The sequence below is a fragment of the Actinomadura craniellae genome, from assembly GCF_003289645.1.
GTDB classification, from domain to species: domain Bacteria; phylum Actinomycetota; class Actinomycetes; order Streptosporangiales; family Streptosporangiaceae; genus Actinomadura_D; species Actinomadura_D craniellae.
In genome coordinates this window covers 783,311-807,681 of sequence record NZ_QLYX01000001.1, presented here as the reverse complement: position 1 = coordinate 807,681, position 24,371 = coordinate 783,311, and the positions used below count along the sequence as shown (strand labels likewise).

At 72.3% G+C, this 24,371-nt stretch carries 24 protein-coding genes; 4 read left to right on the top strand and 20 right to left on the bottom strand.

Annotated elements, in window-relative coordinates:
- Window positions 1-81: 81 nt before the first annotated feature.
- From argB to DPM19_RS03600, 4 genes are all read right to left on the bottom strand, one after another.
- Window positions 82-1,005, bottom strand: a complete 924-nt coding sequence (gene argB, locus DPM19_RS03615; protein WP_111863296.1) for an acetylglutamate kinase — start codon at window positions 1,003-1,005, stop codon at window positions 82-84.
- A complete protein-coding gene (argJ, locus tag DPM19_RS03610) occupies window positions 1,002-2,156 on the bottom strand; it encodes a bifunctional glutamate N-acetyltransferase/amino-acid acetyltransferase ArgJ (RefSeq protein WP_111863295.1) in 1,155 nt (384 codons plus the stop codon). The genes argB and argJ overlap by 4 nt, the downstream gene beginning before the upstream one ends.
- A complete protein-coding gene (argC, locus tag DPM19_RS03605) occupies window positions 2,153-3,181 on the bottom strand; it encodes an N-acetyl-gamma-glutamyl-phosphate reductase (protein ID WP_111863294.1) in 1,029 nt (342 codons plus the stop codon). The genes argJ and argC overlap by 4 nt, the downstream gene beginning before the upstream one ends.
- Window positions 3,182-3,362: 181 nt before the next feature.
- On the bottom strand, window positions 3,363-4,532 hold the full coding sequence (locus tag DPM19_RS03600; RefSeq protein ID WP_111863293.1) for a PI-PLC domain-containing protein: 1,170 nt from the start codon (window positions 4,530-4,532) through the stop codon (window positions 3,363-3,365).
- Between the two features lie 249 nt (window positions 4,533-4,781).
- Between DPM19_RS03600 and DPM19_RS03595 the strand changes: the two genes are divergently transcribed.
- Window positions 4,782-5,366, top strand: coding sequence for a signal peptidase II (locus DPM19_RS03595; protein WP_199484807.1), 585 nt, complete (start codon window positions 4,782-4,784; stop codon window positions 5,364-5,366).
- Between the two features lie 421 nt (window positions 5,367-5,787).
- Here DPM19_RS03595 and DPM19_RS03590 read toward each other — a convergent pair whose 3' ends face one another.
- The 16 genes from DPM19_RS03590 to DPM19_RS03515 all read right to left on the bottom strand — a co-directional run bounded on the left by DPM19_RS03590 (window position 5,788) and on the right by DPM19_RS03515 (window position 22,453).
- A complete protein-coding gene (locus DPM19_RS03590; RefSeq protein WP_111863292.1) occupies window positions 5,788-6,519 on the bottom strand; it encodes a DUF7873 family protein in 732 nt (243 codons plus the stop codon).
- A 191-nt stretch (window positions 6,520-6,710) separates the two neighbouring features.
- Window positions 6,711-9,191: a phenylalanine--tRNA ligase subunit beta gene (pheT, locus tag DPM19_RS03585; protein ID WP_111863291.1), complete on the bottom strand. Its 2,481-nt coding sequence runs from the start codon at window positions 9,189-9,191 to the stop codon at window positions 6,711-6,713.
- Window positions 9,191-10,300: a phenylalanine--tRNA ligase subunit alpha gene (gene pheS / locus DPM19_RS03580; RefSeq protein ID WP_111863290.1), complete on the bottom strand. Its 1,110-nt coding sequence runs from the start codon at window positions 10,298-10,300 to the stop codon at window positions 9,191-9,193. The genes pheT and pheS overlap by 1 nt, the downstream gene beginning before the upstream one ends.
- Window positions 10,301-10,417: 117 nt before the next feature.
- A complete protein-coding gene (locus DPM19_RS03575) occupies window positions 10,418-11,503 on the bottom strand; it encodes a PAS domain-containing sensor histidine kinase (RefSeq protein ID WP_233509817.1) in 1,086 nt (361 codons plus the stop codon).
- 204 nt (window positions 11,504-11,707) lie between these two features.
- A complete protein-coding gene (locus tag DPM19_RS03570) occupies window positions 11,708-12,124 on the bottom strand; it encodes an STAS domain-containing protein (protein WP_158566686.1) in 417 nt (138 codons plus the stop codon).
- 384 nt (window positions 12,125-12,508) lie between these two features.
- Window positions 12,509-13,318 carry a TrmH family RNA methyltransferase gene (locus tag DPM19_RS03565; RefSeq protein WP_111863287.1) on the bottom strand — a complete coding sequence of 270 codons (810 nt, stop codon included), beginning with the start codon at window positions 13,316-13,318 and terminating at the stop codon, window positions 12,509-12,511.
- Between the two features lie 22 nt (window positions 13,319-13,340).
- The gene (rplT, locus tag DPM19_RS03560) at window positions 13,341-13,718 is read right to left on the bottom strand and encodes a 50S ribosomal protein L20 (RefSeq protein WP_111863286.1); all 378 of its coding nucleotides are present in this window, start codon (window positions 13,716-13,718) and stop codon (window positions 13,341-13,343) included.
- Window positions 13,719-13,788: 70 nt separating this feature from the next.
- On the bottom strand, window positions 13,789-13,983 hold the full coding sequence (rpmI, locus tag DPM19_RS03555) for a 50S ribosomal protein L35 (protein ID WP_111863285.1): 195 nt from the start codon (window positions 13,981-13,983) through the stop codon (window positions 13,789-13,791).
- Between the two features lie 158 nt (window positions 13,984-14,141).
- A complete protein-coding gene (gene infC, locus DPM19_RS03550; RefSeq protein WP_111863284.1) occupies window positions 14,142-14,792 on the bottom strand; it encodes a translation initiation factor IF-3 in 651 nt (216 codons plus the stop codon).
- Window positions 14,793-15,017: 225 nt separating this feature from the next.
- Window positions 15,018-15,857: a shikimate dehydrogenase gene (locus tag DPM19_RS03545; protein WP_111863283.1), complete on the bottom strand. Its 840-nt coding sequence runs from the start codon at window positions 15,855-15,857 to the stop codon at window positions 15,018-15,020.
- 37 nt (window positions 15,858-15,894) lie between these two features.
- The gene (gene mltG, locus DPM19_RS03540; protein WP_111863282.1) at window positions 15,895-17,046 is read right to left on the bottom strand and encodes an endolytic transglycosylase MltG; all 1,152 of its coding nucleotides are present in this window, start codon (window positions 17,044-17,046) and stop codon (window positions 15,895-15,897) included.
- Window positions 17,043-17,501: a Holliday junction resolvase RuvX gene (gene ruvX / locus DPM19_RS03535; protein ID WP_111863281.1), complete on the bottom strand. Its 459-nt coding sequence runs from the start codon at window positions 17,499-17,501 to the stop codon at window positions 17,043-17,045. The genes mltG and ruvX overlap by 4 nt, the downstream gene beginning before the upstream one ends.
- 141 nt (window positions 17,502-17,642) lie before the next feature.
- On the bottom strand, window positions 17,643-20,312 hold the full coding sequence (alaS, locus tag DPM19_RS03530) for an alanine--tRNA ligase (RefSeq protein WP_111863280.1): 2,670 nt from the start codon (window positions 20,310-20,312) through the stop codon (window positions 17,643-17,645).
- A gap of 1 nt (window position 20,313) precedes the next feature.
- The gene (locus DPM19_RS03525; RefSeq protein ID WP_111863279.1) at window positions 20,314-20,592 is read right to left on the bottom strand and encodes a DUF6167 family protein; all 279 of its coding nucleotides are present in this window, start codon (window positions 20,590-20,592) and stop codon (window positions 20,314-20,316) included.
- Window positions 20,593-20,620: 28 nt separating this feature from the next.
- Entirely contained in the window at window positions 20,621-21,025 is a 405-nt protein-coding gene (locus DPM19_RS03520) for a DUF948 domain-containing protein (RefSeq protein ID WP_111863278.1), read from the bottom strand.
- A 174-nt stretch (window positions 21,026-21,199) separates the two neighbouring features.
- Window positions 21,200-22,453: a replication-associated recombination protein A gene (locus DPM19_RS03515; protein ID WP_111863383.1), complete on the bottom strand. Its 1,254-nt coding sequence runs from the start codon at window positions 22,451-22,453 to the stop codon at window positions 21,200-21,202.
- Between the two features lie 234 nt (window positions 22,454-22,687).
- Here DPM19_RS03515 and DPM19_RS03510 point away from each other — a divergent pair, with 234 nt between their 5' ends.
- Genes DPM19_RS03510 through DPM19_RS03500 form a run of 3 tightly spaced genes read left to right on the top strand, consistent with a single transcriptional unit; the run spans window position 22,688 to window position 24,362 of the window.
- Window positions 22,688-23,062, top strand: coding sequence for a hypothetical protein (locus tag DPM19_RS03510; RefSeq protein ID WP_146778729.1), 375 nt, complete (start codon window positions 22,688-22,690; stop codon window positions 23,060-23,062).
- Between the two features lie 47 nt (window positions 23,063-23,109).
- Complete coding sequence (locus tag DPM19_RS03505; RefSeq protein WP_111863276.1) at window positions 23,110-23,712, top strand: DUF3105 domain-containing protein; 603 nt, start codon at window positions 23,110-23,112, stop codon at window positions 23,710-23,712.
- Entirely contained in the window at window positions 23,709-24,362 is a 654-nt protein-coding gene (locus tag DPM19_RS03500; RefSeq protein WP_111863382.1) for a DUF305 domain-containing protein, read from the top strand. The genes DPM19_RS03505 and DPM19_RS03500 overlap by 4 nt, the downstream gene beginning before the upstream one ends.
- The last annotated feature ends 9 nt before the right edge of the window (window positions 24,363-24,371 follow it).

The window sequence follows — 24,371 nt, the reverse complement described above, 5'->3', positions numbered from 1 at the left end:
TACCGCTTCCGCAGCTCTTCGGACGTGCTCACGAGTCGCTCGCCTCTCTCCTGGGTCTCCTGGGGCCTCGCTCGCGCCGGCTCATGCGGGCACCACCATCGTTCCGACCCCTTCGTCGGTGAAGATCTCCAGGAGCAGGGAGTGCGCCACCCGGCCGTCGAGCACGTGGGCCCGGGGCACTCCCCCGCGCACCGCCTGGAGGCAGGCTTCCATCTTGGGCACCATGCCCGCTGAGAGGCCGGGCAAGAGTGCGGCCAGTTCGTCGGCGGTCAGCCGGTCGATGACTTCCTCGGAGTTCGGCCAGTCGGCGTACAGGCCCTCGACGTCGGTGAGGACGACCAGCTTGGAGGCGTCCAGCGCGACGGCCAGTGCGGCCGCTGCGGTATCCGCATTCACGTTGTAGATCTCGCCGTTGTCGCCGCGGGCGATGCTGGAAATCACCGGTACCCGGCCGTCGGCCAGCAGGCTGTGCACCGCGTCCACGCGCACCTCGACGATCTCACCGACCTGGCCGATGTCGACGGGGTGCCCGTCCACCATCGCCGGCTTGCGTTCGGCGGTGAAGAGGTTGGCGTCCTCGCCGGACATGCCGACGGCGAAGGGGCCATGCCGGTTGATCAGCCCGACGACGTCGCGGTTGACCTGGCCGACGAGCACCATCCGGACGACCTCCATCGCCTCCGGAGTGGTCACCCGCAGCCCGGCGGTGAACGTCGACTCGATGCCGTGCTTCTCCAGCGCGGCGTTGATCTGCGGCCCGCCGCCGTGCACGATCACCGGGCGCAGGCCGACATACCGCAGGAAGACGATGTCCTCGGCGAACGCGTGCCGCAGCGACTCCTCACTCATGGCGTGCCCGCCGTACTTGATCACGACGGTGCGGCCGTGCAGGCGCTCCAGCCAGGGCAGCGCCTCGATCAGGGTCGCGGCCTTGGCCAGGACGTGACTGCGTTGTTTGGCGGGTTGCTGGGCGGGCTGCTGGGCGGGGTGTTCGGGGGCGCTCATGTCGAGTACGCCGAGTTCTCGTGGACGTACTCGGCCGTGAGGTCGGTGGTCCACACGGTGGCGGTGCTGGCCCCGGCCGACAGGTCGATGGTGATCGTGACGTCCCGGGGCTTGAGGTCGACCTTGGAGCGGTCGTCGCCGGCCGCGCCGTCACGGCACACCCAGACCCCGTTGATCGCCACGTTGAGCGCGTCGGGGTCGAAGACGGCCTCGGTGGTGCCCACCGCGCCGAGCACCCGGCCCCAGTTGGGGTCCTCGCCGTGGATGGCGCACTTGAGCAGGTTGTTGCGGGCCACCGCGCGGCCCACCATGACCGCGTCGAAGTCGTTGGCCGCGCCGACCACCTCGATCGCGATGGCCTTGCTCGCGCCCTCGGCGTCGAGGAGCAACTGCCGGGTGAGGTCGGCGCAGACGTCGGTGAGCAGCGCGGTGAACTCGGCCTCGCCGGGCGCCACCCTGCTGGCGCCCGAGGCGAGCAGCAGCACCGTGTCGTTGGTGGACAGGCAGCCGTCGGCGTCGAGCCGGTCGAGGGTGACCGCGGTGGCCGAGCGCAGTGCCCGGTCGAGCAGGGCGGCATCGAGGTCGGCGTCGGTGGTGATGACGCAGAGCATGGTGGCCAGCGACGGGGCGAGCATGCCGGCGCCCTTGGCCATGGCGCCGATCGTGTAGCCCGCCGGGGCGCGCCGGAAGGCGATCTTACCGACCTTGTCGGTGGTGCGGATGGCGTCGGCGGCGGCCGTGCCGCCGTCGCGGGACAGCTCCGCGGCAGCGCGGTCGACGCCCGCCAGCAACTCGTCCATGGGCAGCCGCTCGCCGATCAGTCCGGTGGAGCAGACCGCGATCTCGCCGGCCGAGTCGCCGAGGACCGTCGCCACCCGCTCGGCGGTGGAGTGGGTGTCCTGGAAGCCCGCCGGACCGGTGCAGGCGTTGGCGCCCCCGGAGTTGAGCACGACCGCGCGCACCCGGCCTCCGCTCAGCACCTGCTGGGACCACAGCACCGGCGCGGCCTTCACCCGGTTGCGGGTAAAGACCCCGGCCGCGGCGCGGGACGGCCCGTCGTTGACGACGAGGGCCAGGTCGCGGTCGCCGCTCTCCTTGAGCCCGGCGACAACGCCGGCGGCGCGGAATCCTAGCGGTGCTGTGACGCTCACGGAGCGACTCCCAGGGTCGTGAGTCCGGTTGTTTCGGGTAGACCGAGGGCGAGGTTGGCGCTTTGCACCGCGCCCCCGGCGGTGCCCTTGGTGAGGTTGTCGATGGCGGCCACCACGACGATGCGGCCGGACCGCTCGTCATGGGCGACCTGGAGGAGGACGGTGTTGGCGCCCAGGGTCATGGCGGTGGACGGCCACCGGCCCTCGGGCAGCAGGTCCACGAACGGCTCCGCCGCGTAGGCGCCGGCATAGGCGGCGCGCAGGGCGGCGGCGGTGACGCCGGGCCGGGCCTTCGCCGTGCAGGTGGCCAGGATGCCGCGGCTCATCGGGGCCAGCGTCGGGGTGAACGAGACGGTCACCGGCCCGCCGGCCACCGCGGCGAGGTTCTGGGCGATCTCGGGGGTGTGCCGGTGCACGCCGCCGACACCGTACGCGCTCATCGCACCCATGACCTCACTGCCCAGCAGGCTGGTCTTGGCGGCGCGGCCGGCGCCCGAGGTGCCGGAGGCGGCGACCACGACCACGTCCGGCTCGGCGAGGCCGGCGGCGAAGGCCGGGAACAGGGCGAGGGTGGACACGGTCGGGTAGCAGCCCGGCACGGCGATCCGCCGGGTCGCGCGCAGCGCGGCTCGCGCGCCGGGCAGTTCGGGCAGCCCGTAGGGCCAGGTGCCCGCGTGCGGGGAGCCGTAGAAGTGCTCCCAGTCGGCAGGGTCGGCGAGCCGGAAGTCGGCGCCGCAGTCCACGACGAGGACGTCGTCGCCGAGTTCCGCCGCCAGCGGGCCGGACTGCCCGTGTGGCAGGGCCAGGAAGACGACGTCGTGGCCGGCCAGGGTCTCGGGGGTGGTCTCGGCCAGCGTCCGGCCGGCCAGGACGCGCAGGTGCGGCTGGTGCTCGCCGAGTTCGGTGCCGGCGTTGGAGCCCGCCGTCAGGGCGCCGATCTCGACCTCCGGATGGCCGGCCAGGACGCGCAGCAGCTCACCCCCCGCATACCCGCTGGCGCCCGCCACCGCCGCCCGAAATCCCATGGTCGCCCCCGTCCCCTCGATCCGCGTAAGCAAGATTATTCATTAGATCGAATGAATATTCAACCCCGGGACGCCTAACGGCACGGGACAATTCAGACATGTTACGACTGTGTCTCACGCCCCCGGTGGTGGCCCTCGCGGTCGGCGCCGGCACGGAACACCGGCGCCCGGGCCGACTCCGCTAACTCCCGCAGTTCCGCAGCCACTGGGAGCCGCGGGTGAGGTGGTCGGTGACCAGGTAGTCCACCCCGGTGTCCAGCACGGTCCGCCACCAGCCGTCGCGCAGTTCCCCCTTGCACTTGTCACCGCGCACGCAGGGCCAGAAGGTGCCGAAGTCCCGGCGCTGGCGGCCGTCGGGGCCGCCCCAGATGCGGACCCTGTGGCCGGAGCCGTGGGCGCGCCGGACCAGGGCGCCGAACCGGTCCCGCTCCGCGGGGTTGATCCTGAACTCGTCTCCGTCGTTCCGCAGGCAGTCGCCGAACTTGCCGTTCAGGACGGTGACCCGCGACGCGATCCGGGGGTCGTACCCGGGCCGGGTGGCGTCGAGTTGTTCGGGCAGCACACAGTAGGGCCGGTCGTTGGCGTCCCTGCGGATCTCGAAGCCCTTGGAGAAGGTGACGTTCGCGGGAATCGGCTCGCCGCCGAGGGTGTTGGCAACGGGATCGAAGATCGGCTTCTCCGGCATCGGCAGGACCAGCCGCACGTCGGGCGGCAGCGGTGGACGGGTCGTCGTCATCTCCCTGATCAGTTGGGCGTACGCGTCCGCTCCGCCTTCCTTGAACTCGATGAACACCTCGAACGGCTCGCTCCGCCCCGGGTAGATCTCCCCGCCGTTCTGCTGGGCCCGCAGGGCGAGGTAGCTCAGGTACTGCTCGCGCAGGATCAGGTGCCGCGCGTCGTTGTTCCGGTCGTGCCTGATCGACAGGGTGCCGTCGCGCTCCTGGAAGACGTCGACCTCCACGCTGGTCGCGCCGTTGTCCAGCGCGTCGGCGAGCGGGTTCCTGTTCTCGTAGTCGTTGTGGGCGTGCAACCGGTCGACCCAGGGGATCCGCCCCTCGGGGTCCGGTTTGCACACCGGTTCCCGGACCGGAGGCCGGGCGCTCGGCCGTGGGGACGGCGTCGCGGCGCCCCCGCCCGTGCGGAGCCTGCTGACCGGCCGGCCGGCCCCCTCCGCCGTCCCGGCGGCGGGCGCGGCGCATTCGCCGCCCACGACCCGGCAGATGGCGTCCGCGCAGGCTTCCGTGACCTTTCCCCCGACGCCGCTCACGGCGACGGCCCCCACGACGCCGGCGACCAGCAACAGCACCCCGAGATAGGCGATCGTCCCTTCGCCCCGGTCCACCCGCGCCATGTGGACACCTCCCACGGGTTTCCGGCCACAGCACCGATCACAGCCGACGGCCGATCACTGCGCGGATCGCAAATTAGCGGAAGACTCTGGAATTAAACTGGAATGGAACCGGGCAGCGGTGGCTGCGGCACGGTCTGCCGGCCGCGGCACGGTCATCGCGCACTATCCGTGCCCGCTCGGACGTCGTTCCGAGACGGCCACGGCGGCCCGTAGGATCGGCACGGAAAGTCCCGAAGTGCGGAGGTACGCGTGCCGGCCGGAGCGGACGAGCAAGCCCTGACCGAGGCGAGGCGGAAACCCGGGCTGCCCGGGCTGCCCAAGCTGTACGCGTTGATGCTCACGCCGGCCGCGGTGGTCCTCGCCGTGGACCAGGCCACCAAGCTGTGGGCCACCTCGACGCTCTCGGACGGCCGGCACATCACGGTGATCCCCGAATTCATCCAGTTGCGCCTGGTGTACAACCCCGGTGCCGCGTTCTCCATCGGATCCGGCGCCACGTGGGTGTTCGCCCTGATAACGGCCGCCGCGGTCGTCGGCATCCTGTACGCCGGCCGGCGGCTCGGCTCGCGCGCCTGGGCCGTCGGGCTGGGCATCCCGCTGGGCGGCGCCACCTCCCACCTGCTCGACCGCCTGCTGCGCGAACCCGGTTTCGCCCGGGGCCACGTCGTCGACTTCATCGACTACAACGGCTTCTTCGTCGGCAACGTCGCCGACATCGCCCTCACCGGCGGCGCCGCCCTGCTCATGCTGCTCAGCCTGCGCGACATCCCCTTCACCGGCACGCCCGCCCGGACCGAGGACCCCGCCCCGCTCCCCGACCGTTCCGAAGCCTGAGGAGGCCGGCGGCACAGGGGCCGGACATGGTGGAACCCGGGGAGTTTTCCCATCTCCCCGGGCTCCGGGTACCGCCCAGTTGCACACCTCGGGCCGTTTAAGGATGCGGATCAGTCGTGTCCCCGCGGCGCTCTACCTATTGAGCTATCGCCCCACGGAGAGGAGCGAGCCGGGCTCGAACCGGCAACCTCCGCGGCGGGGGTCCGCATCCGTTCGGACGGGGTTCGGCGGTGAATGCTGAGTCTGGAGCGAGAGTCTGAGCGTGAGCGGCGGCCGCCTCTTACCTCGATGGGCCATCCCGGCGCGGAGTGCCGGGAAGGGGACTCGAACCCCCACTGTCACCGCCTGGTTCAGGCTGAGCTTCAGTTTCAGCTTGGTGCTCCTCACCTTCCCCCCGCCTCGAGCGGGGGGAGTCTGTGGATCATGCGAACAGGTAGCCGAAGACCGCCTCGCCGACGCTCTGGTCGGTCACCTCGGCCCCGTTGGCCTCCTCCCGGGCGAACTTCACCGCGTTCTGCAGCTTCTCCACCCGCTCCAGCAGCTCGTTGACCCGCTGGGCCGGAAGGGAACCGGAGAACTTCACGGTCGACCAGTAGCCGATCGCCACGTCCTCGAAGAACACCTCGACCTGGGCCGGGTGCTTCTCCGTGGCCTCGGCCTTGACGTGGTTGAACGGCACCTTCTTGGTCCGGATCGTGCGGACCGGCTCGGTGCGCCACACGTCGGTCGACGCGTCGAACGTCCACGTCTCGGCCGCGTCCAGCACCGGCAGCTTCTTGATGAAGGCCTGCAGCTCGGTGAGCTGCTTCTCCAGGAAGAGCAGGTAGGAGACCGGCACGTCGCGCAGCAGGGCGCGCCCGTCCACGGTCACGTCGGCCTTGGCGACGGAGTTGGCCCAGTCCTTGGTGGCCGTCACGTCGAACAGGCGGGTCAGCGTGGCCGCCACCTCCCGCAGCACGCCCTCGCTCTTGACCTGGACCCGGGTCGACTCCGGCGGCAGCTGCTCGCCCTCCTCGTCCTTGGGCTGGTACGTGCGCGAGATCCCCGACAGCAGCGGAGCCTTCTGCACCGCCTGCTGGGCACGGGCCAGCTCCTGGAGGGACTTGCTCTTGACGCCCTTCTCCACGGCGATGATCTGGTTGAGCTTGGTCACCCCGGCCCCCTTTCTTGATCGCGATTACCGTAGCAGCGGGCCTGTCCGGGGTTCACCAGGTTTTCCGTACCCGTCCCGTTTTCAGAGCGGACCGATCTCGGTCGGGCAGCGGCAGGACGTCCGGGCGGGGCGACGCGATCACCGCCGGGGGCACCTCACGGAGGCGTCCCCGGCGGCGGGGCGGAAGCCGGTCAGCCACCGCGCAGCACGGCCCCGGTGCGCTCGGCCGCGACGGCCACGGCGGCGTCCCGCGCCGCGCCCACCTCCTCCGCGGTGAGCGTCCGGTCGGCGGCACGGAACCGCAGCGTGTAGGCCAGCGACGTGTGGCCGGCGTCGATCTGCTCGCCGGTGTAGACGTCGAACAGCCGGACCGACTCCAGCAGTTCGCCGGCGCCGTCGCGCAGCGCCTCCTCGACCTCGGCCGCGGGCCGGCCGGAGTCCACGACGAGCGCGACGTCCTGCGTGGCCACGGGGTACGTCGACACGTGCGGCGCCGGGACCACGCCCGCCGGGTCGAGCCGGCTCAGTTCGAGTTCCATGGCGCTGGTGCGCGACGGCAGCCCGTACGCCTGCACCACCCGGGGGTGCAGCTCACCGGCATGCCCGACCAGGACGTCCCCGGCGTAGAGCGCGGCGCACCGGCCCGGATGCCACGGTGCGTGCCGGTCGGCCCTGACCGTGAGCTCCACCCCGGCCTCGCGGGCGACCGCGCGAGCGGCCTCGATCGCGTCCGCCCAGCCCGCCGGGCGGCCCGCGCCCCACCAACCGGCCGGCTCGTGCTCGCCGGCCAGGACGACCGCGGCCCGCAGCGGCTGGTCCGGCAGGGCCGCGTCCACCGAGGCGATCTCCTCGGCGGTCGGGCCGCGGTCGACCGCGAGCCGGGGCGCCCGCTCCGGGGCGCCCGGGCGCGGCCGGAACACCAGGCCCAGCTCGAACAGCGCCGCGTCGGGGAAGCCCCGGCCGACGTTGCGGGCCAGTGCGCGGAGCAGGCCGGGCAGCAGGGTGGTGCGCAGCAGCGGCTCGTCCTCCGACATCGGGTTGGCCAGCCGCAGCGCCCGCCGGCGATCGTCGTCGGCCGGCAGTTGCAGTGCCGACCAGTCCTTCTCGGCCACGAACGGGAAGTTCAGCGCCTCGACGTAACCGGCGGCGGCCAGCGCCCGCCCGGCCCGCCGCCGCAGCCGCTGGCCCGGGGTCAGCCCCCGGCCCGCGACCGGCCGGGGCGGCCGGGCCGGGATGTTCTCGTAGCCCTCCAGCCGGATGACCTCCTCGGCGAGGTCGTTGGGGTCGGTCAGATCGGGCCGCCACGACGGCGGGACCACCGCGAGCGGATCGCCGTCCGGGTCGGTCAGGCGGCAACCCACCTGCGTCAGCCGGCGCACCACCGTGTCGCGGTCGTAGGGCACCCCGGCGACCCGACCCGGGTGACCGGCGGGCATCGAGACGACGGTCCGCTCGACCGGGGCCTCGACGTGCGTCACCCCAGGAACGATCTCGGCTCCGCCCAGTTCGGCGAGCATCTGGACGGCACGGTAGGAGGCGTACAGCGGCAGTTCGCGGTCGACCCCGCGCTCGAACCGGTAGGACGCCTCGCTGTGCAGCCGGTGCCGCCGCACCATCCGGGCGGTGCCGATGTCGTCGAAGTGGGCGGCCTCGATCACCATGTCGGCGGACTTCTCGTCGATCTCGGTGGCCAGCCCGCCCATGGTGCCCGCCATCGAGATCGGGCCGGACGCGTCGGTGATCAGGATGTCCTCGGCGTCCAGCCGCCGCTCGACGTGGTCGAGTGTCTCCAGCGTCTCGCCGGCGGCGGCGCGGCGCACGACGACCTCACCGGTGAGCTTGCCGCGGTCGAACGCGTGCAGCGGCTGGCCCAGTTCGAGCATCAGGTAGTTGGTGATGTCGACGGCCAGCGACACCGGCCGCATGCCGGCGTGGACCAGCCGGAGCTGCATCCACATCGGGGTCCGCGCCGCGACGTCGAACCCGCGCACCTCGCGCAGCACGAACCGGTCGCAGGCGCTCGGATCGGCGATGCTCGCCGGGTACGAGCCGCCGGTCTCGGCGGGCAGCGCCACCTCGGCCGGGTCGCGGAACTCCACCCCGTAGGCGATGGCGGCCTCACGGGCCACCCCGCGGATGGACAGGCAGTAACCGCGGTCCGGAGTGACGGCGATGTCCAGCACCTCGTCGCGCATGCCGAACAGCTCCAGCGCGTCGGCGCCCACCGGGGTGTCGGCGGGCAGCACCAGGATGCCGCTGTGGTCGTCGCCGATCCCCAGCTCGCTGGCCGAGCAGATCATGCCCTCCGACATCCGGCCGTAGGTCTTGCGGGCGCCGATCGCGAAGTCGCCGGGCAGCACGGCGCCGGGCAGCGCCACCACGACCACGTCGCCGGCGGCGAAGTTGCGGGCACCGCAGATGACGCCCTGCGGCTCGCCGGTGCCGTTCGCCGGCCCGACATCGACCCGGCAGTACCGGATCGGCTTCTTGAACTCGGTCAGTTCCTCGATGTCGAGGACCCGGCCGACCACCAGCGGGCCGGTGATGTCGCCGACGACCTCGACCGTCTCGACCTCCAGCCCGGCGTCGATCAGCTTGGCGGCCAGCGCGCGGCCGGTGGTGCCGGCGGGGAGCTCGACGTGCTCCCGCAACCAGGAGAGCGGGACCCGCATCAGATCTCCATCCCGAACGGGAGGGCGAACCGCACGTCGCCCTCGACCATGTCGTGCATGTCCTCGACGCCGTGGCGGAACATCAGCGTCCGCTCCACGCCGAGACCGAACGCCCAGCCGCTGTAGCGCTCGGCGTCGACCCCGGCGGCGACCAGCACGCGCGGGTTGACCATGCCGCAGCCGCCCAGCTCGATCCAGCCCTCGGAGCCGCAGGTGCGGCAGGGCGGCGCGCCGCGCTCCACCGAGGCGCCGCGGCAGACGAAGCACTGCATGTCGACCTCGGCCGACGGCTCGGTGAAGGGGAAGTAGGACGGCCGCATCCGCACCGCCAGCCCGGCGCCGAACATCCCGGTGACGAAGGCGTCGATGGCACCGCGCAGGTCGGCCATGGTCAGGCCCTCGTCGATCGCCAGCCCTTCGAGCTGGTGGAAGACCGGGCTGTGCGTGGCGTCCAGCTCGTCGGTGCGGAACGTCCGGCCGGGCGCCACCACGTACACCGGCAGCGGGCGCGTCAGCAGCGAGCGGACCTGCACCGGGGAGGTGTGGGTGCGCAGCACCAGCCCGGTGTCCTCGGACTCCACGAAGAACGTGTCCTGCATGGTGCGGGCCGGATGGTCGGGTTTGAAGTTGAGGGCGTCGAAGTTGAACCACTCGGCCTCGACCTCGGGCCCCTCGGCGACCTCGAAACCCATCGAGACGAAGACGTCGGCCATCCGCTCCTGGATGGTGGTGAGCGGGTGCCGGGCGCCGCGCGGCGTCCGGTCCCAGGGCAGCGTGACGTCGACGGCCTCCTCGACGAGGACCCGCTGGTCGCGTTCCTCCTCCAGTTCGGCCTGGCGCTGCTTCAACGCCTGGGAGACCGCACCGCGGGCGGCACCGATCCGCTTGCCGGCCTCCGCCCGGGCGGCGGGCGGCAGCGCACCGATCTCCCGGTTGGCCAGCGCCAGCGGAGAACGGTCGCCGGCGTGGGCGATCCGGGCCTCCTTGAGCTCGGCCAGGCCGGACGCGGCGGCGATCGCGGCGATCGCGTCGTCCCGGGCCCGATCCAGTTCCTCGGGCCGGAGCGCGGTGACCTCGACCGGGTCGTACGACTTGTTGGGTGCTGACATGGTGATCAGGAAACTCCAGCCTCGGACGGGGCGGACGGGACCGCGCGAACCGCCCGCGATTGTATTGGGCAGAGGAAGATGCGCCGGGAAACGGCCGATCGGCCCGCGCGGCGCTCCTCAGGCGTAGTCGGGGGCGCCGGCAGGCACGGTAAATCGGAACTCGGCGCCGCCGCCGGGCGCGCACTGCACGGTGATGGCCCCGCCGTGCGCCTCGACCAGCCCCTTGACGATGAAGAGGCCGAGACCGGTGCCGCCCCGGCGGTTGCCGCCCGGGCCTCGCCAGAACCGCCGGAAGACGCGCTGCGCGGCCTCGGGCGGGATTCCCGCGCCCTCGTCGCGCACCGACACCGCGGCTCCCTTCCCGTGCTTGTCCGGCTCCACCACGATCGTGACAGTACCAGCGCCGTGCCGCACAGCGTTCTCCACCAGGTTGCCCAGGATCTGGTCGACCTTGTCAGGATCCAGCCACATCTCCGGCAGCCCGCTGCGCAGTTCCAGTTGGAAGCGGTCTTCGGCGTCGCCGGCGGCGACCCGGCCCCGGACGACCTTGCGGGCCTCCTCGGCGAGATCGACGACCTGCCGGCGCATCTCCAGCCGGCCCGCCTCGATCCGGGAGACGTCGAGTAGTTCAGTGATCAACCGGGTCACCCGGTCGGCGTCGGCGTTGACCGTCTCCAGCATGACGCGCTTCTGGTCGTCGTTGAAGCGGTGCCATTTGGCGAGCAGGGTGGCGGTGAAGCCCTTGACGCTCGTCAGCGGTGAGCGCAGCTCGTGCGCCACGGTGGAGACCAGGTCGGCGCGGTCGCGCTCCTGCCGGGCCCGGCGCACGGCATCGCGCAGGCAGATGGTGAACCGCTCGACCCGGCCGGCGCGGTCACGGCGGTAGCTGGCGGTCACCAGCATTTCGGCACCGTCGGGCAGGTACAGCGACTGTTCGGGGTGGCGGGTGCGGGTGGCCAGCCCGGCGTACGGGTCGAGGCACTTCCACCAATCACGGCCGTCGGCGTCGTGCAGGGGCAGCACGTCACGGAAGTCACGGCCGACGGCCTCCGCGGCGGGGGTCCCGACGAGCCGGGCGGCGGCCCGGTTGAAGATGATCACCCGGGCGGCGTCGTCGGCCACCACCAGCCCGTCGGGCAAGTCGTCGGAGTCGCCGGCCAGGCGGAGAAGGGCGGCGGAATCGGCGGAATCTGCTTCCCCCACCACGGCCTCCCGTGCGCGCTGTCGTCACGGCCCGGACGCGGTGTCCCGGCCGGAACGTGACCCGTTGAAGGAAACTCTATCGGGAGAGTGACCGGCCAGGGACCCCGAAAAACCCGTAGCACAAGGCATTTCGGTCAATTTTCACTATGGGCGCCGGCCGGGAGCGGGCCGGGCCGCCGCCGGCCCGCGCCGAGGCGCGCAGCGTCAGCCGCGCGCGGTCGGGGTCGCCGCCCGGCCCTGGCCGGTGGCCTCCTCGCCCTGCCCGTACACGGCGAACAGCCGGTCGAGACCGGTGATCCGCAGCAGCCGCCGCTGAGTGGGCCGGACCCCGCAGAGCACGATCTCGCCGTCCCGGGCGACGATGCGGTTGTGCACCCCCACCAGGGCGCCCAGGCCGGTCGCATCGCAGAACCGGACCTGCCCGAAGTCGAGGATGAGACGGCTGAAACCCGCCTCGCTCAGCTCAAGCAGTTCCCTACGCAGTAGCTCGGCGGTCCGCAGATCTATCTCCCCGGACACCTCCACGACGACGGTCGTCCCGTACCGGGCCGTGGGAGTCACCCCGAAGGCGGCCTCTTCGACCGGTTCGGCGACCGCGCCACAGCGCGCCAGCCCCGCCATGGTCCGGGGTCCCCCGCGGTGCCCGTCACCGTACGCCTCACGTGCGCCATCGGTCTCCGGCCGTCGTCGACTCGGCACCCGAGCCGCCTTCCTGTCGTCGGTCATTCGAGTACTCCCTCGCGCCACTGGGCCCACCGTAGGGGCGGGTACCGACATCGGGCATCCCTCGTCAGGCTGTTCCGCGCTCATCCCCGAGAATGAGGAGTCGCGCGGGACCGCAGAGGCGAAAGACACGATGCCGCCGCGGCGGCGTCATCAATCCTTGCAGGTTGCAAATCGTTCGCGGACCGCCGCACGCGTCCGCAAACGGTCACCGGATCATGACAACCATTCGGGTCATGCCCGGCGTGTGGGAAAGGGTGCCCAGGCTTGCAGAGCTCGGCCTCAGCGCTGGGCGCGGGCCGAAGCGTACAGGCAGACGGCCGCGGCGGTGCCGAGGTTGAGACTCTCGGCCCGGCCGTAGATGGGCACCCCGACCACCTCGTCGGCCGCCTCCAGGATCTCCGCGGGCAGCCCCCACGCCTCGTTGCCGAAGATCCAAGCGGTGGGGCGGCTCAACAGCCCCTTGTCGATCGCGTCGTCCAGCGTGGTGTCGCCGCCGCCGTCGGCGGCCAGCACCGTCAGCCCGCACGCCCGCAGGGCGGGGATCAGCGCGCCGATCCGGGGGCCGGCCACCACGGGCAGGTGGAAGAGACTGCCCGCCGACGCCCGGACGCACTTGCCGTTGTAAGGGTCGACCGAGGCATCGGTGAAGATCACCGACTCCGCGCCGGCCGCATCGGCCGTGCGGAGCACCGTCCCGGCGTTACCGGGGTCGCGGACGTGGGCCAGCACCGTCACCAGCCGGGGCGCCGGATCCAGCACCGACTCCAGCGGCACGTCGACCAGCTCGCAGACGGCGAGCAGCCCCTGCGGGGTCACGGTCTGCGCCAGCTCGGCCATCACCTCGCCGCTGACCCGCAGCACCGGAACCCCCGCGGCCTCGGCGGCGAGCACCAGATCGGCGTGCCGGGTCTCGGCCTCCGCGGTGGTGAACAGCTCGACGAGCCGCCCGGGCAGCGCCAACGCCTCCCGGACCGCCTGCGGCCCCTCGGCCAGGAACCGGCGGTCGCGCCGCCGGAAGGCGCGCTTGGCGAGCCGTCGAGCCGCCTTCACCCGAGGTGATCGGATCGAGGTGAGCTCACGGCCCGCCATCAGCGCGCGCCCGTCGTCGTGCTCAGGCCGCCGCCCTGCCCTCGGCCGGCAGGGACTCCTTGGCCAGCTCGACCAGGGTCTTGAACACCTCGGGCTCGTTGACCGCGAGCTCGGCCAGCATGCGCCGGTCGACCTCGAGCTCGGCCGCCTTGAGACCCTGGATGAACCGGTTGTAGGTCATCCCGTTGGCCCGGGCCGCGGCGTTGATCCGCTGGATCCACAGCCGGCGGAACTGACCCTTGCGGTCCTTGCGGTCCCGGTAGGCGTAGGTCATCGAGTGGAGCATCTGCTCCTTGGCCTTGCGGTACAGCCGCGACCGCTGACCCCGGTAACCGCTCGCCCGCTCAAGGACGACCCGACGCTTCTTGGCGGCGTTGACCGCCCGCTTCACGCGTGCCACGTTGTGAACTCCCTCGTGGGGGCCGAGGTCCCGAGGACCCCGGCAGGTCGTACGAACTGTCGGACGTCGGTTACTTGCGCAGCAGCTTCTTGATCTTCTTGCTGTCGGCCGGGGACAGCACCACGGCCCCGTCCAGCCGGCGGGTGCGCTTGCTCGGCTTGTGCTCCAACAGGTGGTTCTTGTTGGCGCGGCGGCGCATCACCTTGCCGGAGCCGGTCACGCGGAACCTCTTCTTGGCACCACTGTGGGTCTTGGTCTTCGGCATGGTCGCCGCCTTTCCCTCGTCCGTCCTGTGAACCCGCCCTGACGTGCGGGGGCGTGCCTGATCGGGCGCGATCCACGAGCGTCGTGGCAACGCGCCTGGTCAGGCACGGTTGTACGCAGAGCCCCGGGTGGAAACCGGGACCCGTAACAGAGGGGCCGTCAGGCCTCGTCGCCCTCCGGGCGCTGCGGACGTGCCGCCGCCGCGCGCTCGGCCTTGGCCTCTGCCTTCTTCTTGTGCGGGCCGATCACCATGATCATGTTTCGGCCGTCCTGCTTGGGCCGCGACTCGACGAAACCCAGTTCCTCGACGTCGTCGGCCAGCCGCTGCAACAGCCGGAAGCCCAGCTCGGGGCGGGACTGCTCACGCCCCCGGAACATGATCGTGACCTTGACCTTGTCGCCCGCCTTGAGGAACCGCACCACGTGACCCTTCTTGGTCTCGTAGTCGTGCGGGTCGATCTTCGGTCGGAGCTTGATCTCCTTGATGACCGTATGCGCCTGGTTACGCCGCGCCTCACGAGCCTTCATCGCGGACTCGTACTTGAACTTGCCGTAGTCCATGAGCTTGGCGACGGGAGGCCGCGCCGTGGGCGCGACCTCGACCAGGTCAAGGTCGGACTCTCGGGCGAGTTCGAGTGCCTTGGCGATGGGCACGATGCCCACCTGTTCGCCGTTCGGGCCGACGAGCCGGACCTCGGGCACGCGAATGCGGTCGTTGATACGCGGTTCGGCGCTGATGGGACCTCCTTGGGGCGTCTTCGTTGCGGTGGACCGGCCGTGCCCGGGCCCTTCATACGAAAAGCCCCGCACGACTCACATGCGGGGCCACTACACGGTCTCTCCGGCCGGCCATCGGCCGCCGGAGAAGGACGACACGGACGCCGAAGCGCCGGTCGTCGACCGAGACCCACCGGCCTCACAGGCCGGTCAGGTGGGAGGTGACCTCCGCTTGAACGCCCAGAGCACAAGCTCCAGGCCGGTCAATCCCCAAGCCTACCATCCTGGACGTGGATGTTCGGCCGTCATCAACGGTGATCAGCCGCCGTTCCGCGCGCGGCGCGCGAGTTCCCGCTCGCCCGCCGCGCGCAGGGCGGCCACCGGCACGTCCCGGCGACCCGTCATCAACTCGATCTGGCGGACTGCCTGGTGGAGCAGCATCCCGAACCCGCCGGTCACCGTACCGCCGGCCCGCTCCACCGCCCGGGCGAGCGCCGTCGGCCAGGGGGCGTACACCACGTCGAACAGGGCCGCACCGGTCCGGGCGATCGCCTCGGCATGCGGGTCGGCGGCCCGCCCGGGCAGGGTGGACACCACCAGGCCCCCGTCCAGGACCGTGGTCAGGGCCTCCTCCAGCCGCAGCACCCGCACATCCAGGCCGAAACGCTCCCCCACCCGCCGGGTCGGGTCCGCCCGGCCGGGGTCGCGGACCGCGAGGGTCACCGCGGGCAGGCCCAGTTCGGCGAGGGCGGCCAGCACGGAGGCCGCGGTGGCACCGCCCCCCAGCACCAGGACGGACTTCGGCTCGGCCAGCCCGGCCTCGCGCAGCGCGGTCACCACCCCGTGCACGTCGGTGTTGTCGGCGTGCACGCGCCCGCCCGAGAGCACCAGGGTGTTCGCGCCACCGACCCCGGCCGCCAGGTCCGACACCGAGTCGGCCAGGTCCAGGGCGACCCGCTTGAGGGGCATGGTGAGGGAGAGCCCGGCCCAGTCACCGTCCAGCCCGGCCAGGAACCCGGCCAGACCCGCCTCATCGCATTCGATCGCACGGTACGACCAGCCGGTGAGCCCCAGCTCCGCGTACGCCGTACGGTGCAGCACCGGCGACAGCGAGTGCGCGATCGGCGTGCCCAGCACCGCGGCGAACCGAGCCGTCATCCCTTCCTCCCCCTGCACGCGTTCGCGTGTTCCGACGTCAGCCGCCGCCCCGCTTCCTGCGCCACTCGTTGTACTTGGCCACCAGCCGGTCGTGCTCGGCCTGGGTGGTCGCGAACTCGGTGATCCCCTGGTCCGGGTCGGTGGTGACGAAGTACACCCAGGGCCCCGTCGCCGGCTCGAAGACGGCCTTGATGGCCTTCTCTCCCGGGTTGCTGATCGCCCCCGGCGGCAGGCCGTGGTTGCGGTAGGTGTTGTACGGGCTCTGCACGTTCAGTTCCGACGACGACGCGTGCAGGCCGAACTTGTTCAGCGCGTACATCACCGTGCTGTCCATCTGCAGTTGCATGTTCTTGGCGAACCGGTTGTAGATCACCCGGGAGATCTTGGGCATGTCCTCGGCCTTGCCGCTCTCCGCCTGGATGATGCTCGCCATCGCGATGACCTTGGCAGGCGTGGTCTTCATCTGCCGGGCCCGGTTCTCCAGGTCCATGGCCTCGGTGACCTGCTTGTACCGGTCGACCATCTGCTTGAGGTGGGTGGTGGCCGTCCCCTTGGGATCGAGGTCGTAGCGGCCCGGGAAGAGGTAGCCCTCCACCTTGCCGTTGGCGTAGTCGGGCAGGCCGAGTTTCGCGGGGGACCTGACGACCTTCTCGTACTCCGCCTTGGGGACGCCGGTCTTCTTGGACAGCTCGACGATCACCTGGGAGACGCGCCGGCCCTCCGGGATGATGATCTGGTTACCGGACACGGCCTTGGGGTCCAGCAGCAGATCCAGCGCCGACTTCGCCGACATGCGCAGCCGCATCTGGTAGAAGCCCGGCTGGATGGAACTGGACCGGGGCTCCCGCAGGGCGAGCTTGTTGAACGCCCGCTCGTCCTTGATCACGTTGTGTTCCTGCAGCCGGACGCCCATCCGCGCCACCGAGTCGCCCTCGTGGATCTGGACGACGACCGATCCGCTGCCCGCACCCTCGTAATCGGGCGGGTTCACCAGGTCGTCCAGGTAGGCGTAGCCGAGCAGCCCGCCGCCGCCGACGACCGCCACCAGGAAGGCCAGGGCGAACAGCGCGGCCGCCCGGCCGTTGACCCGGCGGCGGCGCTGCCGCTTGCGGGCGGTGCGCTGGGCGCCGCGCCCGCCCCGCCCCCGGCTGCCCCGGGGTGGTTCGGAGAAGAGATCGAGGTCGTTCACTCGTCACCCCTGACGATCTCGCCGGGCGCCCGGCCGGTCGACCGTTCACCATCGAGAGCGGCCTGCAGCAGCACCACCGCGGCGGCCTGGTCGATGACCTGCCGGCGGGCCCGGCCGCGCACCCCGCGCTCCCGTAGCCCGCTCTCTGCCGTGACGGTGGTCAGCCGCTCATCATAGAGCCGTACCGTCTCCGGCGGGAAGCGGCCGGCCAGCCGGGCGGCGAACTCGCGCGCCGCCGCGGCGGCGGGCCCCTCCCGCCCGGACAGCGAAGTCGGCAACCCCACGACCAGTTCGACGGCCTCGTGCTCGGCCGCCAGTTCGGCGATCCGGTCGAGGTCCCCCCTGCCGCGGCGGACGGTCTCCAGCGGCGTCGCCAGAACACCGCCCGGGTCGCTGCGCGCGACACCGACGCGGACGCTGCCCACGTCGATGCCGAGGCGAACGCCCTTCCTCATCGCCCGCCCGCCTTCGTGTGGACACGGTCACGTTCCATATGACGCACCTTACGGACGGGGCCCCACGGGGGGTTCATGTCGTCCCCTGCCCGGTGCAAGGGCCCAGGGTTCACCACCGCGCGGCAGGGCCCAGGCACACGGTCACGCGGCACCGACGGCCCGTTCGACCGCGGCCAGGGCCTCGCCCACGGCCGCCGGGTCGGTACCACCGCCCTGGGCCAGGTCGTCCTTGCCGCCACCGCCGCCGCCCAGCGCCCGGGCCGCGACACCGACCAGCGCGCCCGCCTTCAGGCCGCGCTCCTTGGCGCCGCCGGTCACCGCGACGACGACGACCGGGCGGTCCTTGGGCACCCCGGCGACCACCACGACGGCGGGCCGGGCGTTCAGCCGCCCACGGACGTCGAGGGTGAGCTTGCGCAAATCGTCGGCGCCGGTGCCGTCGGGGGCGCGGTGCGCGACCAGCGCGATCCCGTGCACGTCCGCCGCGCCCTCGGCCAGCGCGCCGGCCGCCTCCAGCACCTGCTGGGAGCGCAGCCGCTCCAGCTCCTTCTCCGCGTCGCGCAACCGGCCGACCAGCCCGGAGATCCGCTCGGGCAGCTCCTCCTTGCGGACCTTGAGCTGGTCGGTCAGCTGGTGGACCAGCACGCTCTCCCGGGCCAGGAAGCGGAACGCGTCGATGCCGACCAGGGCCTCCACCCGGCGGACGCCCGCCCCGATGGACGACTCGCCGAGCACCTTGACCAGGCCGAGCTGGCCGGAGCGGGCGACGTGCGTGCCGCCGCACAGCTCCCGCGAGTAGTCGCCCACCTCAACGACCCGGACCTCGTTGCCGTACTTCTCGCCGAACAGCGCCAGCGCGCCCATCGAGCGGGCCTCGTCGATCGAGGTGTGGAAGGCCCGGACGTCCAGGTCGTTCACCAGGACGTCGTTGACCTCGTCCTCCACGTCGCGGAGCACGCTCACCGGGACGGCCCCGGTGGCGGTGAAGTCGAAGCGGAACCGGCCCGGCGAGTTCTCCGAACCGGCCTGGGCCGCGGACTCGCCCAGCGCCCGGCGGAACCCGGCGTGCACCATGTGGGTCGCGGTGTGCGAGCGGGAGATGGCGCGCCGCCGCTCCACGTCGATCTCGGCGAACGCGGGCTCGCCGACCTGGGCCTCACCCGAGCGCACCGTGCCGCGGTGGACGACCAGTCCGGGCAGCGGGGTCTGCACGTCGCGGACCTCGATCTCGGCGCCGTTGCCCAGCCGGATCACGCCCTGGTCGGCGAGCTGCCCGCCGCCCTCGGCGTAGAACGGGGTGCGGTCGAGGACCGCCTCGACCTCGCTGCCCGCCCCGGCCGCCTGCACGTTGGCGCCGTTGACGAGCAGGCCCACCAGCCGGGCCTCGGCGGTGACGTCGTGGTAGCCGATGAACTCGACCCCGCCGCCGGAGCGGTCGAGGAGCTCACCGAGGACGGAGACGTCGAGGTTGCCGGTCTTCTTCGCGGCGGCGTCGGCCTTGGCCATCTGCCGCTGCCCCTCCAGCAGCCGGCGGAACCCCTCCTCGTCGACCGACAGGCCCTGCTCGGAGGCCATCTCCAGGGTCAGGTCGATCGGGAAGCCGTAGGTGTCGTGCAGGGTGAAGGCCTGCACCCCGTCGAGGGTGCGCCCGCCGGCGCGCCGGGCCTCCTCGACCGCCGCGTCGAAGATCGCCGTCCCGGTGCGCAGGGTCTGCAGGAAGCGCTCCTCCTCCGCGTCGATCACCGCGTGGATGTTGGCGGCGGTGCGGACCAGGTCGGTGTACTGCTCGCCCATCGTGCCAAGCGCCACCGCGGACAGCTCGTGCATCAGCCCGGCGTCCTGGCCGCCCAGCAGCCGCAGGTTGCGGATCGCCCGGCGCAGGATGCGGCGCAGCACGTAGCCGCGGCCCTCGTTGGCGGGGATGATCCCGTCGGAGACCATCATGACGCCGGCCCGCACGTGGTCGGCGATGACCCGCAGCGACACGTCGGAGCGCTGGTCACGACCGTACTTGGCGTGGGTCAGCTCGGCCGCCCGGTCGAGCACCCGCCACAGGGTGTCGGTCTCGTAGATGTTGTCGACGCCCTGCAGGATGGCGGCCATCCGCTCCAGGCCCATGCCGGTGTCGATGTTCTTGGCGGGCAGCGGGCCGGCGATGTCGAAGTCCACCTTGCTGCGGACCGTGCTGAGCTGCTCCTGCATGAAGACGAGGTTCCACACCTCCAGGTAGCGGTCCTCGTCGACGACCGGGCCGCCCTCGCGGCCGTACTCCGGCCCCCGGTCGTAGTAGATCTCCGAGCAGGGGCCGCCGGGGCCCGGGACGCCCATGTGCCAGTAGTTGTCGGCCAGGCCGCGGCGCTGGATCCGCTCGGCCGGTACCCCGACCCGGTCGTGCCACAGCTCGGCGGCCTCGTCGTCGTCCTGGTAGACGGTCACCCAGAGGCGGTCCTCGGGGAAGCCGAACCCGCCGTCGGCCTCGGAGCGAGTCAGCAGCTCCCAGGCGAACGGGATCGCCTGCTCCTTGAAGTAGTCGCCGATGGAGAAGTTGCCCAGCATCTGGAAGAACGTGGCGTGCCGGGTGGTCTTGCCGACCTCGTCGATGTCGGGGGTCCGCACGCACTTCTGCGCGCTGGTCATCCGCTGCGCCGGCGGGGTGCGCTGGCCCAGGAAGTACGGCTTGAACGGGACCATCCCGGCGGGGACCAGCAGCAGGGTGGGGTCCTCGGCGATCAGGCTGGCCGAGGGCACCGCGGTGTGTCCGCGCTCCTCGAAGAAGGTGAGGAAGCGGCGTGCGATCTCTGCCGACTCCATATCAGTGGCCATCCTTGTCGTCGATGATCGTGTAACGGGCCTTCAGGACGCGGGGGCGGTCGGGCGGGGCCCGGTCGATCTGCACGGCCTCCCGCAGCTCCGCCTCGCGGGCGCGCATCTCGTCCCGCACGTCCTCGGCGAACGCCCGGGCCCGTTCGCCCGCGCCCACCGCCCGGGCCGCCACACCCTCGGGGGACCAGCTGCGCACGAACCGGTTGACCCGGTGCGTCGCCCAGACCCCGGCGCCCGCGCCCAGCGACAGCCAGAACAGTCTCTTCACGGCGTTCCCCGTCCGGTCGCGCGTTCGGTCATCGCCGCCCCCGGCGGGCGCGGGCCGGCAGCTCGGGGCGGGCGGGCGGCGCGGGCCGCCGGTCGCCCAGGGCCTTGCGGACCCCGTAGGAGAAGGCCGCGGCCTTGACCAGCGGGCCGCCGACCACCGAGGTCATCACCGTGGTGACGGCCGAGACGTTCTGGGTGACCGAGGCCGCCTGCTGGGTGATCACGTCGGTGCGGCCCAGTTGCTCGTTGGCCCGGGCCACGGCCTGGGTCATGTCGTCGAGCAGCGGCCCGGCCTGCTCGCCGAGATCGGCGACCAGCTCGGTGGTCTCGCCGATCAGCCGGGCCAGCCGCAGCAGGGCGAAGGCCAGGAAGGAAACCAGGATCGCCCAGAACAGGGCCACGATGAGGCCTGCCAGCTCTCCAGCCGTAAGCATCGGGGTTCCGTTCGTGTCGCTCTCTGGTACGGGCCGGTGGCCCGGACCGTCCCCGTGCGGGGCACCGGTCGGGACGACCCTACCGTGATCGCTTGTCCGGACCGTGCAGGGTTTCGGCCCGTCCCGGCGTGTCAGCAGGGTAGCCGGTCCGCGGCGGTGGACGGGCCCGCCCGGTCAGCGACCGCCGCGCAGGACGGTGCGGATCCGGTCGAGGACGTCGGAGAACCGGGCCTCGGCCCCGTGCCGGGTCGGCCGGTAGTACTCGCGGCCGTGCACGGTGTCGGGGGCGTACCGTTGTGCGACCACCCCGCCGGGGTGGTCGTGGGCGTACTTGTAGCCCTGCCCGTGGCCGACCCGCGCCGCCCCCGTGTAGTGGGCGTCGCGCAGGTGCGCCGGGACCGGCCCGGCCAGCCCCTTGCGGACGTCGCCGATGGCCGCGTCGACGGCCGTGACCACCGCGTTGGACTTGGGCGCCAGGGACAGGTGGATCACTGCCTGGGCGAGGTTGATCCGGGCCTCGGGCAGCCCGACGAACTCCACGGCGTGGGCCGCCGCGATCGCCGTCTGCAGGGCGGTCGGGTCGGCCATGCCGACGTCCTCGCTGGCGTGCACGATCAGCCGGCGGGCGATGAACCGGGCGTCCTCCCCCGCCTCCAGCATGCGGGCCAGGTAGTGCAGGGCGGCGTCGGCGTCGCTGCCCCGGATGCTCTTGATGAAGGCGCTGATGACGTCGTAGTGCTGGTCGCCCTCCCGGTCGTAGCGGACCGCGGCCCGGTCGACCGCGCGTTCCAGCGCCGCCGGGTCGATGACGCCGCCCTCGCCGGCGACCAGGGCGGCGGCCTCCAGGTAGGTGAGGGCCCGCCGGCCGTCGCCGCCGGCCAGCCGGACCAGGTGGTCTTCGGCCGCGGTCTCCAGCGTGACGGCGCCGGCCAGCCCGCGTTCGTCGGCCAGCGCCCGGCGGATCACCTCGCGCAGGTCGTCCTCGCCCAGCGGTTCCAGGGTCAGCAGCAGCGACCGCGACAGCAGCGGGCTGATCACCGAGAAGAACGGGTTCTCCGTGGTCGCCCCTATGAACGAGACCCAGCGGTTCTCCACCGCCGGCAGCAGGGCGTCCTGCTGCGCCTTGTTGAACCGGTGCACCTCGTCGATGAACAGGACGGTCTGCCGCCCGGCCGTCCCGAGCTCGCGACGGGCCAGTTCGATCGCGGCGCGGACCTGCTTGACCCCGTCGCTGACCGCCGAGATCTCCACGAACCGGCGGCTGGTGGCCCCGCTGACGACGTACGCCAGCGTGGTCTTCCCGGTGCCCGGCGGCCCCCACAGCACCAGCGACATCGGCACGTCGCGGTCGACAAGCTGCCGGATGGGGGTGCCGGGACCGAGCAGGTGCCCCTGCCCGACGACCTCGTCCAGCCCGCGCGGGCGCATCCGCACGGCCAGCGGCTCCGGTGCGCGCCCGGCCGCGGGACGGGCGCCGTGGGGCGCGGCCGGCGGGGCGGGGGGACTGGGGGCGTCGAAGAGGGCGTCGGGCTGCTCGGATTCCACTGTTCGACAGTATCCCTGGGCGGTGACGGCCCGCCCGGTGTCCGGCCGGAGCTGAAACGTCCTATTCTGTGCCGACGTTGGTACTACCGGTCGCCCGATGCGGAGGGGGATTCCGGCGTGACGAGGCGCGGCAGTGCACGGCGCCCGCCCCACGGGGTGGCGGGTCTGTTCGTCGTCCTCGGCGCCGTGGCGGGGCTGGCCTTCACCTACGGGCTCGGGCACCCGCAGTCGATCCGGTCCTGCACCGCCCATATCACCGGTGCGGTGGGCGTGCTGGGGGTGGCGTCCGCCGCCGGGCACCCGCCGGAGCCCGGTTCCCTGAACCCCTGCGTGTACCTGGCCGTCCTGCTCGTCCTGGTGGCCCTGGGGCTGGCCGGGAGGTCCCGGCGGGTGAGGACGGCACCGCGCAGGACCAGCCGGTCGCCGAACCCCCCGGTCTCCCGGCCCGCGCCCGCGCCGTCGCTGGCCTCCCTTCAGGTGCTGCGGCTATAGGTCGGCCCCGGCCGCCGATCCCCCGTCGCACCCCTGAAAGGAAACCCATGTCCAAGAAGACCGCCCAGCGCCGGCCCAAGCCCAAGCGCAACGAACTCACCAGGAAGACCCCGCCCTGGGGCGGCATCATCTTCTTCACCTGCATCGGCCTGATCGCGGTGGCCGCGATCGGTTACGCGGCCTGGCAGGCCCGCCCCGTCGACACCGCCGGCATCGACGGGCTGGTCGAGACCGAGAACCTGAGCCGTAACCACACCCCCGCCGCGGTGTCCTATCCGACCAACCCGCCGATGGGCGGCGACCACGACTCGCAGTGGCAGAACTGCGACGGCCGGGTCTACGACCAGGCGCTGCGCAACGAGAACGCCGTGCACTCGCTGGAGCACGGCGCGGTGTGGATCACTTACCGTCCCGGGCTGCCGGCCGGCCAGCTCGACCAGTTGCGGGACACCGTGGAGAAGACCGACTACACGATGCTGAGCCCGGTGCCCAACCAGGACTCCCCGGTCACGCTCACCGCCTGGGGCAAGCAGCTCAAGCTCCAGGACGCCGGCGACCAGCGGGTCTCCGACTTCCTGCGTGCCTTCGTGAAGGGCCCGCAGACGCCCGAGCCCGGCGCGGCGTGCACGGGCGGCAAGGCCACCCCGTGACCGAAGCGGAATCCGCTTCCGCGCCCACCGGCCCGGCCCGGCCGGGCCGGTGGGCCGTCGCCGCCCTGCTGGCGCTGGTCCTGGTGGCGGCCGGCGCGTTCACGGTCCCCCGGCTCTTCAACGGCGACCGGCCGGCCCCGGACGGGCCCGAGGCCGGCTTCGCCCGGGACATGAGCGCCCACCACGCGCAGGCGGTGCGCATGGCCTTCGCTGTGCGTGACCGCTCCGATGACGAGAAGATCCGGACGCTCGCCTACGACATCATCACCACGCAGCAGTCCCAGATCGGCATGATGTCGGCCTGGCTGGACGGGTGGCGGGCGCCGCACGCCGACCCGGCCGGGCCGATGCGCTGGATGGGCGGGCACGGCGGGCACGGCGCTCCGGGCGGGACCATGCCGGGCATGGCCACCAGGGAACAGCTGGACGAGCTGGAGCACGCCCAGGGGCGGGCGGCCGAAACGCTGTTCCTCGACCTGATGATCACCCACCATCGGGGCGGGGTGTCGATGGCGCGGGCCGTGCTGTCCCGGACCGGCCGGCCGGAGGTGCTGCGGCTGGCCCGGTCCATGGTCGAGGGGCAGCAGTCCGAGATCGACCTGATGACGCGCATGCGGGCCGAGCGGAACGCCGACCGCCCCGGAGGCTAGGAGCCCCGG